Origin of the sequence: [Clostridium] aerotolerans DSM 5434 (assembly GCF_000687555.1) — a bacterium.
Taxonomy (GTDB): Bacteria; Bacillota; Clostridia; order Lachnospirales; family Lachnospiraceae; genus Lacrimispora; species Lacrimispora aerotolerans.
Genome location: NZ_JHWJ01000044.1, coordinates 1 through 1,869, shown reverse-complemented (window position 1 = coordinate 1,869; position 1,869 = coordinate 1). Strand labels below are relative to the sequence as shown.

General features: G+C 38.7%; 2 protein-coding genes and 1 tRNA gene. 2 read left to right on the top strand and 1 reads right to left on the bottom strand.

Annotated features, from left to right (window positions below; all coding sequences use genetic code 11):
* Together T546_RS25780 and T546_RS24405 are read left to right on the top strand one after the other, a co-directional pair.
* Positions 1-277: hypothetical protein (locus tag T546_RS25780; RefSeq protein WP_026893488.1), on the top strand; the 277-nt coding region annotated here is incomplete at its 5' end.
* A 22-nt stretch (positions 278-299) separates the two neighbouring features.
* A complete protein-coding gene (locus T546_RS24405) occupies positions 300-1,103 on the top strand; it encodes a FecCD family ABC transporter permease (RefSeq protein ID WP_051630059.1) in 804 nt (267 codons plus the stop codon).
* 627 nt (positions 1,104-1,730) lie between these two features.
* Here the strand turns inward: T546_RS24405 and T546_RS0122315 are convergent.
* Positions 1,731-1,803, bottom strand: a tRNA-Gly gene (locus T546_RS0122315).
* Between the last annotated feature and the right edge of the window lie 66 nt (positions 1,804-1,869).

The following is a 1,869-nucleotide window of genomic DNA, read 5'->3' as shown; positions in this document are numbered from 1 at the left end:
GCAGCTTATTATTAGAATTTTCAGGGTTTTACATACTGTTCAATCTTCTGTTTTCAAAGTGCTTTTTGTGTTGTCCGCTTCAGGAGCAACTCGTACATCTTATCATCTTCGGTTGTTTTTGTCAACCATTTTTTTCATTTCCTTCAAAGCTTTTTCATCGGCTATCGATGTGCTTATCGAAGAAGTTTTTGCCGCCGTTTCCAGCGGCGAGTTATATCATACCAAAGCAGGTGACAAATGTCAACACCTTTTTACAATCTTTTTAGAAATAATATAATGATGTTGTTTTAGGGTTTGATATGCCTATATATTACACTTATATAATTTCTAAATATAAACAAGCTCTGACCAAGAATCCGCTGACTGCTCCCAATGTTCTTGGGATTAACTCCGGAGCCGTATTCTTTGCAGTTGTAGCAACTCCCATGCAAAATGTCTTACCGCCTGTCAGTATTGCATGGGCGGCATTTATCGGAGCGACAATTTCTTCTGCTGCCGTATATTTTCTGGGCTCCATCGGAAGGGACGGGCTTACTCCGATTAAAATCATTTTAACAGGATCTGTTATAACTGCTCTTTTTACTTCTTTCACCCAGGGACTGCTTGTATTAAGCGAGTCGGGTATGAAGAACACACTTTCCTGGCCTGCGGAAGCAATTGTTGGCCGTAATCCGGAGCATCAGAAAATGGTACTTACCTACATGATGATCGGCATGCCTTTGGCCTTTGTCCTTGCTGTCCACATAAACATATTAACATCAGGAGTTGATGTTGCAAAGGGTCTAGGTCAGCGCACGGGGATTGTTAAGCTACTTATTTCTGTCTCCGTTATATTATTGGCAGGAAGTTCCGTTGCTATTGCTGGCTCCATTAGTTTTATTGGCTTAATGGTTCCCCATATTTCCCGATTTATTGTAGGCAGGGACCACCGCTGGATTATTCCCTATAATGCTGTTATGGGAGAATCACTTCAGTTGCTTGCAGACATTTCTGCACGATTTGTAATCACGCCATCCGAAGCCCCAGTAGGCGTAATGACTGCTGTGCTTGGTGCACCCTTTTCCATTTACATCGCAAGAATAAGCTTAAGAGGTGAGAAATGAGACAGAAATAATTCACTAAGAATATCTCTACTGCAATTACTCCAGGAAATAGGCTGATTCTGATGCTACTGCTATTAATTGGCGTATTTATAGGCTGTGTTTACGCAGGATCTCAGATTTTATCTCCTTTCACGGTTATAAAGGGCATGTTGGGAAAATCAGATTCTTTAAGGTTACTCAGAGCTTATGTTGCTATTTTATCTGGTGCAGCTTAAGGAATACATATAATTAATGCAGGATCTGCTGTTTAATTAAGTAATAGATGACATGTTTTTATAAATTAATATCAAAAATAAGACCAATGGAAAATTGCCTTCGCACTATTTTTCCGTTGGTCTTATTTTTAAAATACATATATATATCAATAAAAAGATGTCCTTCCATCTCCTGTCCATTCATAACAATCAAGTATCTATCCCATACAAAATTGATCCCTCAGAAATAGGAAACAGTATATTTTAATGGAGTTCTAATATCTTTTCGTATAATTATAATTACTTCTATAATGTGAATCCTCTTATCGTGCTCTCCAATAATTCAAAATAAGCACTTAATAGAATTATTCCTTAAAAACAAAAATAGCCAGAACCTCTTGCAAATTCAAGATTCTGACTATCTAATAATAAGAGCGCGAGACGGGACTCGAACCCGCGACCCCGACCTTGGCAAGGTCGTACTCCACCAACTGAGCCACTCGCGCTTACTCTCTTTTTTCAGGCATATACCCTCAAAACCACACATTGTTATATATCTTTCATCCGTTCTT